General features: G+C 64.6%; 13 protein-coding genes. 3 read left to right on the top strand and 10 right to left on the bottom strand.

The window, feature by feature from the left end:
• The first annotated feature begins 28 nt into the window (after positions 1-28).
• Complete coding sequence (locus tag Y887_RS10315; protein WP_046964246.1) at positions 29-1,609, top strand: thioredoxin family protein; 1,581 nt, start codon at positions 29-31, stop codon at positions 1,607-1,609.
• Positions 1,610-1,851: 242 nt separating this feature from the next.
• Here Y887_RS10315 and cyoE read toward each other — a convergent pair whose 3' ends face one another.
• Genes cyoE through Y887_RS10295 form a run of 4 tightly spaced genes read right to left on the bottom strand, consistent with a single transcriptional unit; the run spans position 1,852 to position 5,253 of the window.
• Positions 1,852-2,748 (bottom strand): heme o synthase, encoded by an 897-nt coding sequence (gene cyoE / locus Y887_RS10310; protein ID WP_046964245.1) that lies wholly within the window; start codon positions 2,746-2,748, stop codon positions 1,852-1,854.
• Positions 2,749-2,750: 2 nt separating this feature from the next.
• Entirely contained in the window at positions 2,751-3,914 is a 1,164-nt protein-coding gene (locus tag Y887_RS10305) for a COX15/CtaA family protein (RefSeq protein WP_046964244.1), read from the bottom strand.
• 10 nt (positions 3,915-3,924) lie between these two features.
• On the bottom strand, positions 3,925-4,500 hold the full coding sequence (locus Y887_RS10300) for a redox-active disulfide-containing membrane protein (RefSeq protein WP_046964243.1): 576 nt from the start codon (positions 4,498-4,500) through the stop codon (positions 3,925-3,927).
• Between the two features lie 27 nt (positions 4,501-4,527).
• Complete coding sequence (locus Y887_RS10295) at positions 4,528-5,253, bottom strand: SURF1 family protein (protein ID WP_046964242.1); 726 nt, start codon at positions 5,251-5,253, stop codon at positions 4,528-4,530.
• A gap of 60 nt (positions 5,254-5,313) precedes the next feature.
• Here Y887_RS10295 and Y887_RS10290 point away from each other — a divergent pair, with 60 nt between their 5' ends.
• The gene (locus Y887_RS10290; RefSeq protein WP_005996896.1) at positions 5,314-5,532 is read left to right on the top strand and encodes a twin transmembrane helix small protein; all 219 of its coding nucleotides are present in this window, start codon (positions 5,314-5,316) and stop codon (positions 5,530-5,532) included.
• A gap of 111 nt (positions 5,533-5,643) precedes the next feature.
• On the opposite strand, the gene Y887_RS10285 is transcribed toward Y887_RS10290, so the two are convergent.
• The 6 genes from Y887_RS10285 to Y887_RS10260 are packed head-to-tail and all read right to left on the bottom strand — an operon-like array spanning position 5,644 to position 10,399.
• The gene (locus Y887_RS10285; protein WP_046964241.1) at positions 5,644-6,519 is read right to left on the bottom strand and encodes a cytochrome c oxidase subunit 3; all 876 of its coding nucleotides are present in this window, start codon (positions 6,517-6,519) and stop codon (positions 5,644-5,646) included.
• A 37-nt stretch (positions 6,520-6,556) separates the two neighbouring features.
• Positions 6,557-7,153 carry a cytochrome c oxidase assembly protein gene (locus Y887_RS10280; RefSeq protein ID WP_046964240.1) on the bottom strand — a complete coding sequence of 199 codons (597 nt, stop codon included), beginning with the start codon at positions 7,151-7,153 and terminating at the stop codon, positions 6,557-6,559.
• Positions 7,150-7,284, bottom strand: coding sequence for a hypothetical protein (locus Y887_RS21440; RefSeq protein WP_260287821.1), 135 nt, complete (start codon positions 7,282-7,284; stop codon positions 7,150-7,152). The genes Y887_RS10280 and Y887_RS21440 overlap by 4 nt, the downstream gene beginning before the upstream one ends.
• A 19-nt stretch (positions 7,285-7,303) precedes the next feature.
• Entirely contained in the window at positions 7,304-8,908 is a 1,605-nt protein-coding gene (ctaD, locus tag Y887_RS10270; protein WP_046964238.1) for a cytochrome c oxidase subunit I, read from the bottom strand.
• Between the two features lie 41 nt (positions 8,909-8,949).
• The gene (coxB, locus tag Y887_RS10265; protein ID WP_046964237.1) at positions 8,950-9,906 is read right to left on the bottom strand and encodes a cytochrome c oxidase subunit II; all 957 of its coding nucleotides are present in this window, start codon (positions 9,904-9,906) and stop codon (positions 8,950-8,952) included.
• A gap of 16 nt (positions 9,907-9,922) precedes the next feature.
• Positions 9,923-10,399: a DUF2244 domain-containing protein gene (locus Y887_RS10260; RefSeq protein ID WP_046964236.1), complete on the bottom strand. Its 477-nt coding sequence runs from the start codon at positions 10,397-10,399 to the stop codon at positions 9,923-9,925.
• Positions 10,400-10,677: 278 nt separating this feature from the next.
• On the opposite strand from Y887_RS10260, the gene putA reads away from it, so the two are divergent.
• The gene (gene putA, locus Y887_RS10255) at positions 10,678-13,878 is read left to right on the top strand and encodes a bifunctional proline dehydrogenase/L-glutamate gamma-semialdehyde dehydrogenase PutA (protein ID WP_046964235.1); all 3,201 of its coding nucleotides are present in this window, start codon (positions 10,678-10,680) and stop codon (positions 13,876-13,878) included.
• Positions 13,879-14,529 lie beyond the last annotated feature (651 nt).

The raw sequence follows: 14,529 nt of genomic DNA, 5'->3' as shown, positions 1-14,529 counted from the left end.
GACCTCCTGCCGCCCCACGGTGACTGTCATGACGCTGTCGTTTCGACGCCCCTCCCCGTCCTTGATCGCGCTGCTGGCGGTGCTGGCCACGCTGACTGCCTGCAACAAGCCCGCCCCGCCCGCGGCTCCCGCGCAGACCAAGGCTGCATCCACGCCAGCGCCCGCTGCCAGCATCGCCTGGCGCGAGGGCGACGTGGAAGACGCCTTCGCCGAAGCGAAGGAAAGCGGCAAGCCGATCCTGCTGTACTGGGGCGCGGCCTGGTGCCCGCCCTGCAATCGACTGAAGGCCACCCTGTTCAAGGACCCAGCCTTCATCGCGCGTACCCAGCAATTTGTCGCCGTGCACCTGGATGGCGATTCCGAAGGCGCGCAGGCCTGGGGCGAGCGCTTCGGGGTCAAGGGCTATCCCACCATCATCGTGCTGCGCCCGGATCACAGCGAAGTCACCCGGCTGGCCGGCGATGCCGATAACGCGCGCCTGGTCGATGTGTTGCGGGCCGCCGCCAAGAGCACCAGTACCGCCCAGCAATTGCTCGATAAGGCGCTGCACACGCCGCAACAGCTCAGCGCGGACGACTGGGCCGTGCTCGGCAACTATGCCTGGGGCACCGACGACCGGCTGGTCAAGCCCGCCGACGCCGCCAATGTCCTGACCCGGCTCTCCAAGTCGGCGCCGCAACCGGCGCTGCAACGCAGCTTTGCCCTGGCCGCCATTAGCGCCGCAAAGGACCCGCCAGCTGCCAACCCGGCCAATCGCACCTTGCTGGAAGCGGTGCTGGCCGACCCGGCCGAGGTGCGCGCCAATCTCGGTACCCTGAGCTATGTGCCCGCACGCCTGATCACGGCCGCCAGCAACGAGGCGGGCGTACGCGCTACGCTCTCCAACGCACTGAATCAGGCCTTGGACAAGGTCTACGCCGACACTTCACTCCCGATCTCCGACCGGCTCGGCACAGCGTATGCCCGCATCCAGCTGGCACGCCTGGCGCAAGGTCAGCCCACCGAGACGCAAGCCAAAGGCCCGCAGCCGCCGCTTCCAACCGAGGTGTCCGATCTCGTGCGCCAGCGCGTGCAATGGGCCAGCGACGCGGCCAACACCGATGAGGAGCGCCAGTCCACCATCAGCACCGCCGCGGCGTTGCTGGGAGAAGCCGGCGATGCCAGCGGTGCCGAGCAACTGCTGCTGGCGGAGCTGTCGCGCAGCAAGACGCCCTACTACTACATGCCCGAGCTGGCGGATCTGGCCGAACAGCGGGGCGACAAGAAGACTGCGCTGTCCTGGCTCAGGAAGGCCTACGAAAGCGCGCAAGGCCCTGCCACCCGGGTGCAGTGGGGCGTGATGTACGTGGATGGGCTGATCCGGCTCAGCCCCGACGACACCGCTGGCATCGAGAGCGCCGCCACGCGGGTGATCGGCGAGCTGGCTGGCCAACCGGATGGCTACCGGCAACGCACCCGGCAGCGCTTGGCCACGCTCGGCACCGCACTGAAGACCTGGAGCAAGCAGCATCGCCGGGAAGGCAGCGCAGTGCTGACGCGACTGCAACAGAAAATGCAATCCAGCTGCGATAGCAAGAACACCACCGAGTGCGCCAGCTGGCTGAGCTGAGCTGAGGTGGCGCGGCGCAGCGTGGCTGTTGCTGGCAACGCGTGATGGATCAATCAACCGGGCGAAGCTGAAATCGCGGCGTCGGCTGACGCTGACGCCGCGATTGGCTTGGACGCAGCGCAGTGGGCCCGTCTGTTCAACGCCCCCTCGCCATGTTCGGCATGCGCTGCAGGGATGCGCTGGTTTGTACAAGCGTGCTTGGCGGCGGATCTACAGCGCTGCCGCTCGCGCCACCGCGGCGACTAGCGCACCCAGGGCAACAGCAGGTGATCGACCATCAAGAAGGCGAACAGCGCCATCAGATACACGATGGAATAGCCGAACATCTTCATCGAAAACAGTTCGTCCGGCGGGTCCAGCATGCGCCACGCATACCAGAGGAACACCGCGTTGAGCACCACCGCGCCGCCCAGATAGAACACCCCGCTCATGCCCACCGCCACCGGCAGCAGGGTCACGATGGCCAACACGATCGTGTAGATGAAGATCTGCTTGCGCGTATGCGGCACACCGTGGGTCACCGGCAACATCGGGATCGCCGCCTTGGCGTAGTCGGCGCGCCGGAAGATCGCCAGCGCCCAGAAATGCGGCGGCGTCCAGATGAAGATGATCAGCACCAGGATGGAGGCATTGATCCAGTCGGCCGTGGTCGGCAGCCCGGTCACCGCCGCCCAGCCAAGCATCGGCGGCGTAGCGCCGGCCAGCCCGCCGATCACGATGTTCTGCGAGGTCGCCCGTTTCAGGTAGACGGTGTAGATCACTGCATAGCCGATCATCGAGGCGAAGGTCAGCACCGCGGTGATGACATTCACCCAGACCACCAGCATGGTCATGGAGATCGCAATCAAGACGCTGGCAAAGACCATCACCTGCCACGGCCGCACCTTGCCCACCACCAACGGACGCCAGGAGGTGCGCGCCATCTGCGCGTCGATCTTGGCATCGAGCAACTGATTGATCGCCGCCGCCGCCGAGGCGGCCAGCCAGATCCCCACAAACCCCAAGGTGCCCGCGCGTACCTGTGCCCAGGTGGGGACGCCGGGAATGGCCAGGAACATGCCCACCAACGCAGTGAACACGATCAGTGCCACCACCTTCGGTTTGGTCAGATCCCAATAATCGCGTGCGCTGACAGCCATGCTCACTCCGGCGCGCGCAGCCGCGCCAATAACGACACCAGCACGAACAGCAAGGCCACCGCGCCGCCGTTGTGCAGCACCGACACCTCCAGCGGCAAGGCCAGCTTGACGTTGAGCATGCCCAGCGTCACCTGCACCGCCACCAGCACCGCCAGCGCACTCGCCCACACGCGCATGCCCGGCGAACGCGACAGACGCCACGCCAGCCACCACAGGTACAACGCGGTCGCGATCGCCCACAACCGATGCGCCATCTGGATCGCGATGCGCGCTGCGCCATCGAGCACGCCGCCCTCGTAATCCACCCCGATCCCGCGCCACAGCGTGAAGCCTTCGCGGAAGTCATGCGGCGGCCACCACTGGCTGACGCAACGCGGGAAGTTGTCGGCAGACCAGCTGCCGCCGCCGCAGGCCAGCGCCGCGTAATTGGCACTGACCCAGCCGCCCAGCGCGATCTGCAGGCCCAGCACCGCCACACCCAGGCGCAGCAGCCACTTCAGCCGCGAAGCGTCGGCCAGCGTGATCGGCAAATGGGTCGCCCGCCATGCCATCCACACCAGCAACGAGAACATCAGCATGCCGCCGAGCAGATGGCCCATCACCACGATGGGCTTGAGCAGCAGCGTCACCGTCCACATCCCCAGCAGCGCCTGGAAGATCACCACCGCCAGCGTCAGCACCGCCGCACGCGCCAGATCGATATTGCTCCAGCGCAGCGCCGCCAGCAGCAGGATCGCCTCGCCGGCGAGCGCTACACCCATTGCCGGCATGTGCCAGCCGGACATGTACAAGGGGATCGAGAGCGCCACCAGCGCCGCTGCCGACACCACCTGCGCAATGCCCATGCGCCGGCGACGCGCGGCCAGCAGCGACAGCACCAGCACTTCCACCCCCAGCGCGCCGGCCAGGAAGCGGTGCACCTGCTCGCGCCAGGCCTTGTGCGATTCCAGCGGGCGGATCTTGCTGGCCACGTGCGTGTTGGCTTCGTCGGTGGTCTGCGGCCAGGTGACGCGGCCATAGCAGGTCGGCCAGTCCGGACAGCTCATGCCGGCGTCGGACAGGCGCACGAACGACCCGAACAGAATCGTGCTCGCAGTGAACAGCGCCGCAAGCCAGGCCATGCGGTGGAAGTGGCGGAACAATACCGGTGGCGCAAACAGATTCATCGAGACGGGCTCACATCAATTTCAGCAGCTTGACCAGATCCGCACGCAAGCCGGCCGGGTCGAACCCCGGGGCATAGCGCAGGATCACGAAGCCGTTGGGGTCGATCACATACACCGGCACGCCAGCGGCATCGTTACCACGCGGCAGTGCGCCCCGCAGCGAGGCGTCGTCGCGCAGCACGCGCAAGGCCGGCATCGGCGGCAGACCGGCCGGCGGCGTACCGATCCACAGCACCTCCACCTTGTCGGCGCGATGCCCCAGCAGTTGCCAGACCTTGTCCAGTTCTGCGGCCAATGCCACGCAGCGCTGCGCGCAGTCTGCCGGCGGCGCCAGCGCGATCCGCCAGATGCGTTCGCCAGGCGCCCACGCGTACGGCTTGCCGTCCGCGCGTACCGGCACCAGCGCACGCAGGTCGGCGGGCGGATTGAGCAATTGTCCGTTGTTGCGCATCGACGCCGGCTGCCAACCGGCAAAGCGCAGCACGCCGGCCAGCAACATCGAGCCGAAGAACAGCACTGCCAGGGCAATCAGCATCCTGCGGCCGCGTTTGACCGAGTGCGGCGTGGCCGATGTAGGAGAGGTCATGCCGGCGATTTTCTCATGCCGCGCGGGTCAGTGCCCGCGCCGCCGACGGCGCCGCGCACGCCACGTCAGCAGCGTCGCAGTGGCCAGCACCGCTGCGGCCAGGCCGAACCATTGCACCGCGTAACCCAAGTGCCGCGCGGGCGGCAGCGTGTTCGGCAGCATCTCCAGATCACGCGCATAACCGACCGGCACGGCTGGATCCAGGCGCAATACCTGCGACGAAATGTCGCGCCTTCCCAGCGCGCTGCGCACCGCCTGCGCATCCAGCCGCGTCGCCAACCAGGCGTCGGACGTGGCGGTGGGCGCCAGCGCCGGCCCGATCGCCAGGCCGGACGACGGCGGCGCGCTCAACAGCCCCCGCACCTCGCGCGTACCTTGGAGGGCAGCGATGTTCGGCAGTTGCCGGTTCGCCGGCAACGGCAGCCAGCCCAGGTCGACCAACAAGGTGCGCGATGTCCCCTGCGCGGCGGCAAGCTGGTAGACACGCACACCGGCACGCCCGGCATGCAATTGATTGTCCAGCAGCACCTGCTGCGGCAAGAACTGCACATCTCCGCTCACCCAGGCCAGCTGCTGCCGTGCGGCCATTGCCTGCGCCAGCGTCAACGGCGTCTCACGCACATGCGCTGCGCGTTCCAGCAACGCCTGCTTGCTGTGCATGCGCTGCAGTTGCCATTGCCCAAGCGCAGCAAACCCCGCGCTCACCAGCACTGCCAACGCCCACCCCAGGATCGCCGTGTGCTTGCGCGTCATGACAAGCGACGCAAAAAAGCGTGCAATGCCCGGACCACGTCGACGACCACCGGGGCTGCTGTGAACGATTCGCTCAAGACGCTGCTGATTGTCGCCTTCCTGATCGTGATCCTGTGGAACCTGGGTGCCGGTCTCTACTACCTGCTGACCGACCGCGGCCAGACCAAACGCACCGTCAACGCACTGACCTGGCGCATTGGATTGTCAGTTGCACTGATCGCCATCGTGATCATCGGCATCTACACCGGCTGGATCAAGCCACATGGCATCGGCCGCTGACGCGGCCGACGGGATTGGGGATTCGACATCAGGGATTCGTAAAAGCAAAAGCGGATTGCTCTTGCGGATCGCTCTTGCCAATCCCCAATCCCGAATCCCGAATCACTGCCCTTAAAGCACATACACGAACAGGAACAGCGCCAGCCACACCACGTCGACGAAGTGCCAGTACCACGCGGCCGCTTCGAATGCGAAGTGATTGTCGCGAGTGAAGTGACCCTTGGCCGCACGCAGCCACATCACCGCCAGCATGATCGTGCCCAGCAGCACATGCATGCCGTGGAAGCCGGTGAGCATGAAGAACGTGGAGCCGTAGATGCCCGAACCCAGTGTGAGATTGAGTTCGGTGTAGGCGTGGATGTATTCCTCCGCCTGCAGGAACAGGAACACGCAACCCAGCAGCACGGTCAACCCCAGCCACAGCAGCAGCGCACCGCGCCGACCGCCCTTCAGCGCGTGATGGGCGATGGTCAGCGTCACGCCGGAGCTGAGCAGGATCAGCGTATTGATCAGCGGCAATCCCCAGGCCGGAATGGTCTGGAATTGGCCGCCGATCGTGCCCGGACCATTGGTCGGCCAGGCAGCGGAATACCCGTTCCACAGCAGCTCGTTGGTCATGACGCCATCGCCTTCACCACCCAGCCAGGGCAGCGTCAGCACGCGCGTGTAGAACAGCGCACCGAAGAAGGCACCGAAAAACATCACCTCGGAAAAGATAAACCACACCATCCCCATGCGGAACGAGCCGTCCACCTGACGGTTGTAGTTGCCTGCATTGGACTCGCGAATGACGTCGCCAAACCACATGAACAAGGTCGCCAGCAACATCGCCATGCCGGCAAAGAATGTCCAGCGCCCCCATGCCGCGTCGTTGAGCCAACTGGCCACCCCAATCATCATCACGAACATCGCAATCGACCCGACGAAGGGCCATTTGCTCTGCGTCGGGACGAAATACGCATCGGCGTTGGGACTGTGATCGGCCATGGCGTTGCTTCCGTGTCGTGGTGCGGGTGGATGAAGGTTACGGCGCCGCGCGCGGCGTGCCGGACACGGCACCGCCCTGCAGTTCCGAGGTCAGCGCGTCATTGCGATAGAACGTGTACGACAACGTGATTGTGGTGACTTCCGCAGGCAGCGCAGGGTCCACGATGAAACGTAGCGGCATGTCGCGTGTCTCCCCGGCCTGCAGCGTCTGCGCGGTGAAGCAGAAGCATTCGGTCTTGTTGAAATAGCCGGACGCTCGCGCCGGCGCAACCGATGGCACCGCGCTCCCCACCACTGCGCGCTTGCTGTCGTTGCGCGCGAAATACAGCGCCTCGTTGAGCTCGCCCGGCACCACGTCCATCGTCATCTGCTCGGGATGGAAGGTCCATGGCAGTTTCGAATTGACCCCGGCATCGAACTCCACGCGCACGGTGCGTTTGCCACCGCCCACCGCATTGGACGTACCTTCGCGGGCGCTCCCCGGTGCGCGTTCCATGCGAATACCGAAGACTTTTTCGCACGCGATGCGATACAGCGGCACCAGCGAAAATGTCAGCACGAACACGCCCAGCACCACGCCCAGCAGCTTGAACAAGCCAGCGGTCGGCGCATGCGTGGGCGCGCGTGCGGTCATCGGCCGATGACGCCCGAGGCAATGAAGCCTGCATAGATCAGCAGCGCAACGATGCCCACCGTGATTGCGGTGCGGCGTACTGCACGCCGCTGCTGCGCCTGCCGCTCCGCAGCGGAGAGTAGACGCGTCACCGCCGGCTCCGACGCCGACTCAGTGGCCGATGTCTTCATGCGCAAGATCTCCAGGCTTGATGACCGGCGGCACGGTAAAGGTGTGCGCCGGCGCAGGCGAAGGCACCGTCCATTCCAGCCCCTTTGCGCCTTCCCAGGCCCGCGCATCGGCACGGGCGCCGCTGCGCAGCGATGCCAACAGAATGGCAGCCATCAGGAATGGCGTTGCGAACATGCCGAACGCACCGATCGAGCTGACCAGATTCCAGTCGGCAAACACCACGTTGTAGTCGGGGATGCGCCGCGGCATGCCGGCCAGCCCGAGGAAGTGCTGCGGGAAAAACAACAGGTTGACGAAGATCATCGTCCACCAGAAATGGAACTTGGCCCAGGCCTCGTTGTACATGCGCCCGGTCCACTTGGGCCACCAGTAATACACCGCGGCAATCAAGGCGAACACCGCACCGGTGACCAGCACGTAATGGAAATGCGCCACCACAAAATAGGTATCGTGATACTGGAAGTCGGCCGGCACGATCGCCAGCATCAGCCCGGAGAAACCACCAATGCTGAAAAGGATCACGAACGCCACCGCCCACAGCATCGGCGACTCGAACGTCAGCGAGCCCTTCCACATCGTGCTGACCCAGTTGAACACCTTCACCCCGGTCGGGATGGAGATCAGCATCGTGGCGAACATGAAGTAGATTTCGCCACCGAGCGGCATGCCCACGGTGAACATGTGGTGCGCCCACACGATGAAGCTCAAGAACGCGATCGCCGCGATCGCATAGACCATCGCCTGATAGCCGAACAGCGGCTTGCGGCTGAAGGTGGGGATGATTTCGCTGACCACGCCAAACGCCGGCAGGATCATGATGTAGACCTCCGGGTGCCCGAAGAACCAGAAGATGTGCTGGTACATCACCGGATCGCCGCCGCCGGCCGCATTGAAGAAGCTGGTGCCGAAGAACTTGTCGGTCAGCAGCATGGTGACCGCACCGGCCAGCACCGGCATCACCGCGATCAGCAGGAAGGCAGTGATCAGCCACGCCCAGCAGAAGATCGGCATCTTCAGCAGATCGATGCCTGGCGCGCGCATGTTGAGCACGGTGGCGATGATGTTGATCGCCCCCATGATCGAACTGACGCCGGCCACGTGGATCGCGAACACGCTGAAGGCCACGTTGTAGCCGCCCTGCAGCGACAGTGGCGGATACAGCGTCCAGCCGCCGGCAGGCGCGCCGCCGGGCAGGAACAAGGTCAGCAGCAACAAGGTGAAGGCGACCGGCAACAACCAGAACGACCAGTTGTTCATGCGCGGCAGCGCCATGTCCGGCGCGCCGATCTGCAGCGGAATCATCCAGTTCGCCAGGCCGACGAAGGCCGGCATCACCCCGCCGAAGATCATCACCAGCGCGTGCACGGTGGTCATCTGGTTGAAGAATTCGGGCTTGACGAACTGCAGGCCCGGCTGCATGAGTTCAGCGCGGATCACCACGCTCATCGCCGCACCGATGATGAACATCACGAAGGAGAACAGCAGATACAGCGTGCCGATGTCCTTGTGATTGGTCGAAAAGAACCAGCGCTCGACGAAGCCGGGCTGGTGGTGTCCGTGGTGATCGACTGCGGTATGCGCCATGACGGAACGACCTCTGCGAAGCGGTACGGTTGCGAGCGGTGTTAGAGAGCGGCGGTCGGTGCGGCAGGTGGTGCTGCCGGTGCTGCCGCAGACGCAGCCTCACCGGTGGGTGCTGTCGCTGGTGCAGCCGGCGTGGGAGTCGCTGCCGGCGATGCAGCGGGCACGGTGCTGGCAGCGCTGCGACGCGACGCCAGCCAACGCTGGAACTCGGCCTTGGGCAACGCTTCGACCACGATCGGCATGAAGCCATGATCCTTGCCGCATAGTTCCGCGCATTGTCCGCGGTACACGCCCGGCTGCTCGATATTGGTCCATGCCTCGTTGACGATGCCGGGGATGGCGTCCTGCTTCCAGCCAAGGGCCGGCACCCACCACGCATGGATCACGTCGTCGGCGGTGATCACGAAACGGATCTTGGTATCGACCGGCAAGACCAGGCGATTATCGACGTCGAGCAGATAATGCGGTTGCGACGCTACCGTGGGACGTTCGCCGCTTTGCCGGATGCGGTCCGATTCGCGCGCAAGACGGCTGGTGAATTCCACACCCTGGCCCAGATATTCGTATTTCCACATCCACTGGTAACCGGTGACCTTAACGGTCATTTCCGACTCGCGCGTGTCGTACATCGCAATCAGCTTGGCCGTCGCCGGCCATGCCATCGCAATCAGCACCACTACCGGAATTACTGTCCACAGCACCTCGGCCCGCGTGTTGTGGCTGAACTGTGCAGCCACCGCGCCCTTGGACTTGCGGAACTTGAAGATCGCGTAGCCCATCGCCCCGAACACCAGCGCACCGATCACCACGCAGACCCACAGCGCCACCATGTGCGCCTCGTAGGCCATACGTGCGGTCTGGGTGACGCCGCGGCCCATATTGAGCTGCCATTCCTTGGGATCGGCCGATTGCGCCCACGCGAGCGGCGTGCCGACCAGCGCTGCCATCGCCAGGCCCACCCTTGTATACGTCGACTTCCAGCTGCTGCGTTGCGTCATTGCCTAGACCCTTACGTCATCGGTGACGGCCATTGGCGGCCGCGAGCAAGCGTTTCAGCGTATCTGCCAGTTCCACACGTTCGGCCGGCCCGAGAAAACTTCCGATCTCGATCTGCCTGCCGCTGCTTACCAACAGCACCCTGTCGTCGCGTTCCATGCATAGCCGCACCCAGTGCGGATGTGCCTGAAACGCTGGTGGCGCATGCCCGGACGGAAACACCTCAACGGCGGTCTCCCCTACCTGGATCGCTTCTTCGCGCTCGCCACTTCGCCATAACTGCCGTAGCGCCAACGCCACCACACCACTGTGCAACAGGGCGAACACCGGCGCGAATGCATTGCCGGTCCACCACCCCAGGCCCGCAAATAACCACATCGTTCCTGCAAGAACTGCAAACAACAGCACGAATTGCCTGGCCGACAGCGCCCGCGGAGGCCGCAACCGCAATTGCGTCCCAACCCCTTCGGACATCAACGGCAGCACTTCAATCATTGGCAACACGCAGCGTACTGCGGGAACAGCCCGATGGTAGACCCGCGCCAACGCATGCGGCAAGCGTTTCCGACGATCGACGCTTTGCTGCAGTGCAGCTAAAAATGCGTGGAAATCAATTACTTCACCGAAGTGGCCGACCGTGCACGCCCTGAAACGCGCACGCCAGCACACGCGTGGGCGACCTGCACAAAACGGCGGGAAAGCTGCCGCTTCCACACAAGTGTGCCGGTGCCCGCTCTCTCTAGAATGCGCAAGGATTCCCAGGCACCTCTCGTATGAACGCTCAGCTCGACCCGCTTGCCTCTACCACCCCAGCGCCGCCGCTGCTTGCGCCCGAATTGCCGGTCGCGCCCGGTGCATTGCGCGCGGCCATCACCGCTGCCTGGCTCAAGGACGAAGCCGAACACGTGCACGAACTGCTCGACCAGGCACGCTTGCCAGCTGCAGAACAGGCCAAGGTGCAGGCACTGGCCGCCGACTTGGTCACCCGCGTGCGTGCCCGCGCGCAGGACCAGGGCGCGATCGAAGCCTTCATGCGTCAGTACGACCTGGGCAGCGAGGAAGGCGTGCTGCTGATGTGCGTGGCCGAAGCCTTGCTGCGCATTCCCGATCAGGACACCGCAGACAAGCTGATCCGCGACAAGCTCGGCGATGCCGACTGGAAAAAGCACATGGGCGGCAGCGACTCGGTGCTGGTCAACGCATCGACCTGGGGCCTGATGCTCACTGGCAGGCTGGTACAACTCAACGACCTCACCCGTGCGGATGTGCCCGGTGCCTTCAAGCGCCTGATCGGCCGCGTTGGCGAGCCGGTGATTCGTCTGGCCGTGCGGCAGGCGATGAAGATCATGGGCCACCAGTTCGTCATGGGCCGTACCATCGGCGAGGCGCTGTCGCGTTCGCGCAAGGGCGACAACGCCGACTACCGCTATTCGTTCGACATGCTCGGCGAAGGCGCGTTGACCATGAAGGACGCGCATCGCTATCTGCAGGCCTATCGCGATGCCATCCATGCGATCGGTCGCAGCGGCAGCTTCGTCGGCACCGATGTGTTCGCCGCCCCCAGCATTTCGATCAAGTTGTCCGCGTTGTATCCGCGCTATGAACACGCCAAGCGCGCACGCGTGATGGCCGAACTTGCGCCCGGCGTGCTGGAGCTCGCGCAGCTGGCCAAGTCCTACGGCATTGGCTACACCGTCGATGCGGAAGAGGCCGATCGTCTGGAGCTGTCGCTGGATATCATCGAAGCCACCTTCTCCGACCCGTCGCTCGATGGCTGGGAAGGGTACGGGCTGGCAGTGCAGGCATACCAGAAGCGCACGCCTTACACGATCGATTTCCTGGCCGACCTGGCGCGGCGCGTCGGACGTCGTATTCCGGTGCGCCTGGTCAAGGGCGCGTACTGGGATGCGGAAATCAAGCGCGCACAGATCGAAGGTCATCCGGGCTACCCGGTGTTTACGCGCAAGCAGAACACCGATGTGTCCTACCTGGCCTGCGCACGGCGCATGTTTGCGCACAGCGACGCGCTGTATCCGATGTTCGCCACCCACAACGCGCAGACCATCGCCGCGGTACGCGCGATCTCCGCCGGCAAGACCTACGAGCACCAGAAATTGCACGGCATGGGCGACGACCTGTATGCCGAGGTGATCCCCGCCGATCGTCTGGGATTGCCATGCCGCGTGTATGCACCGGTGGGGTCGCACGAAGATCTGCTGCCCTACCTGGTGCGTCGCCTGCTCGAAAACGGCGCCAACTCCAGCTTCGTCAATCGCATCACCGATGAGGACGTCGCCATCGAAGACCTGATTCGCGATCCGGTCGAGGCGGTGTCATCGTTCGCTTCCATCCCGCATCCCAAGATCCCGCTGCCGACCGACCTGTTGCGCAGCCAGAACCAGAACAGGAAGAACTCCATGGGCGCCAATCTCGCCAACGACAACGATCTGCGGCAGCTGGCCGAGCAACTCAATGCCGCCGTCAAACCATGGAAGGCGGCGCCGCTGGTACCGGGTGCGGTGATCAGCACGCCGAGCGAAGCAGTGCCGAACCCGGCCGATCGCCGCGAGACCGTGGGCCATTGGCAAGCGGCCGATCCGGCGACGGTGCAGAAGGCGCTCGCCTCGGCGGCTGCAGCCCAACCGGGCTGGAATCGCACTCCGGCGGCGAGCCGCGCCACCATCCTGGAACACGCCGCCGACCTGCTCGAAGCGCGCATGCCCGACTTCATGGCCATCTGCGTCAAGGAGGCCGGCAAGACGCTGCCTGACGCTGTGGCCGAAGTGCGCGAGGCGGTGGACTTCCTGCGCTACTACGCAGGCCAGGCACGCGCGCAATTCGGCGCACCCGAGCGTCTACCCGGGCCGACCGGCGAGTCCAACGAACTGCAACTGCACGGTCGCGGCGTGTTCGTCTGCATCAGCCCCTGGAACTTCCCGCTGGCGATTTTCCTTGGCCAGGTCGCCGCCGCGCTCGCTGCCGGCAACAGCGTGATCGCCAAGCCCGCCGAGCAGACCAATCTGATCGGCTACGCAGCAGTGAAGCTGCTGCACGAGGCCGGCGTACCGGAGGCTGCCGTGCAATTCCTGCCCGGCGAGGGCGCTACCGTGGGCACTGCACTGACCAACGACCCGCGCGTGGCGGGTGTGGCGTTCACCGGTTCCACCGAAACCGCACGCATCATCAACCGCACCCTGGCCGCGCGCGACGCCGCCATCGGCGTGTTGATCGCCGAGACCGGTGGCCAGAACGCCTTTATCGCCGACTCGTCGTCGCTGCCCGAAGCCGTGGTGAAGGATGCAATTTCCAGCGCCTTCATCTCCGCCGGACAGCGCTGCTCGGCGGCACGCGTGTTGTTCGTCCAGGACGACATCGCCGACAAGGTCATGACCATGCTCGCCGGTGCGATGGGCGAGCTGAAGATTGGCGACCCTGGCTTGCTTTCGACCGACGTTGGCCCGGTGATCGATGCAGATGCGCTCAAGATTCTCGACGATCATGCAGCCCGTATGGACCGCGAAGCGCGTTTGATCGGAACCACCCAGCTGGATGAGCGCGCCGCGCATGGCAGCTTCTTCGCCCCGCGCGCTTATGAACTGATGTCGCTGAGTCAGCTGCAACGCGAGGTCTTCGGTCCCGTGCTGCATGTGATCCGCTGGAAAGCCGATCAGCTCGATGCTGTCATCGACCAGATCAACGCAACCGGCTACGGCCTGACGCTGGGCGTGCATTCGCGCATCGACGAGACCATCGACCGCATTACATCGCGCGTCGCGGTTGGCAACGTCTACGTCAACCGCAATCAGATCGGCGCCGTGGTCGGTGTGCAGCCCTTCGGCGGCCAGGGCCTGTCCGGCACCGGTCCGAAAGCCGGGGGACCGCACTACCTGCTCCGCTTTGCCACAGAGAAGGTCGTCACCGTCAACACTACCGCAGCAGGCGGCAACGCATCGCTCCTGACGCTGGGCGACTAAACATCCCCGTCAACTGCCCTAGCGCGCCGAGAAGACAAAAACCCCGCTGAAGCGGGGTTTTTGTTGTGCCCGCACACCGAGTGGCGCGCGGTGTTTGGATGTCGGCACATTGGTAAGGCAAAGCGGGTGAGCCACGGCTGCACAGCGACAGCGCTGGCAGTTTGAGTTGGCATTGGTAATGGTGCCGAGAGCTTAAGGAGCCAGAGAAGCATTCACGTCTAAAGAGTGAATCACTTCAGCGCCTGAAAGTGCCGGGTGACTGGAAATGCTGGGTGGCTGGAGATACCGGAGCGTGATGCCCCGTGGACGTTGACGCCGCGGAACTTTCCTCAATGCGCCTGCAGCGGGTTGAGGACGTTGCTTTATGTCGACGATGGCTCATCGTTCTGCGGTGGATCGGCCTGCGAGGCGGCACTAACTCATCGTTTACGGTATGCGTCTGACAGCAGCCCGCGGCCCGCAGCTAACGCTGTCCATCAGAACCAGCCTAACCGTTCGGCGCGTGCGGCCTTCTCACTTATCTCGCGCACGTACGCATGCTTTGGCTTACGTAGGGCAACACTGACTTGCGGCCGTCAGCGCTGGCGCTTGCAGTGCTGTGACCGCGAAGTGCGACTCTCGCGCACGTGCGCATGGTTTGGCTTCCGCAGG

The organism is Xanthomonas pisi DSM 18956, from assembly GCF_001010415.1.
Classification (GTDB): Bacteria; Pseudomonadota; Gammaproteobacteria; order Xanthomonadales; family Xanthomonadaceae; genus Xanthomonas; species Xanthomonas pisi.
This window is presented reverse-complemented; position numbering and strand designations above follow the sequence as displayed.